1 pseudogene is annotated in these 725 nt (G+C 59.3%); it reads left to right on the forward strand.

From position 1 onward, the window contains the following. Positions 1-73 precede the first annotated feature (73 nt). Positions 74-664 (forward strand): annotated as a pseudogene (locus tag PG892_RS22450) (LysR substrate-binding domain-containing protein); the annotation flags it as partial. Between the last annotated feature and the right edge of the window lie 61 nt (positions 665-725).

Here is a 725-nt window from a genome sequence, read left to right on the forward strand (position 1 = left end):
GCAAAGTAAACTGGATGGCTTTCTTGCCGCCAAGGATCTGATGGCGCAGGGGATCAAGATCTGATCAAGAGACAGGTGCTGGCTGGTGCCAAGGCTCGCCGATTTTTCCCGTCTGCATCCTCACATCGAGCTCAACCTGCTGACGGGCAACGAGCACATCAACCTGCACGGCTACGGCATCGATCTGACCCTCAACTTCGATGCCAGAACCCCGACGGGCCTGGCCATCCACCCCCTAATGGATGAATACATGGTGCCGGTGTGCAGCCCTCAATACGCCAGCGACCACGGTCTGATGGGGGAGGTGGGGAATCTGCAGCAGTGCCGCCTGCTCCATGACAGGCAGGCCTGGGGCCTGGACACCGACAGCGACGAGTGGCGCACCTGGGGGAGTCACTGGCATCTCTCCCTGGAGGCCTGCTCGTCACACATGGGATTTGATCGAGCGGATCTGGCGATCCTTGCCGCCACCCACCACGCCGGTGTCGCCATGGGGCGCAGGCAGCTGGCAAGCCAGGCGCTGGCGAGCGGAGCGCTGGTGATGCCCTTCCCGGACATGGCGGTGCGCTGCGAGCCGCGTTATTACCTGGCGACCCTCCCTCATCGCCAGTGTCCCAAGATCCAGGCATTCATCCGCTGGATACAGGACAGGGCGAGATCGTGAACATTTTGTTAAAAATTAAAAATAGTTTTTTGCCTACAAAACAAATACTTATAGGCCTGTG

Source organism: Aeromonas sp. QDB68 (genome assembly GCF_027707405.1).
Classification (GTDB): domain Bacteria; phylum Pseudomonadota; class Gammaproteobacteria; order Enterobacterales; family Aeromonadaceae; genus Aeromonas; species Aeromonas caviae.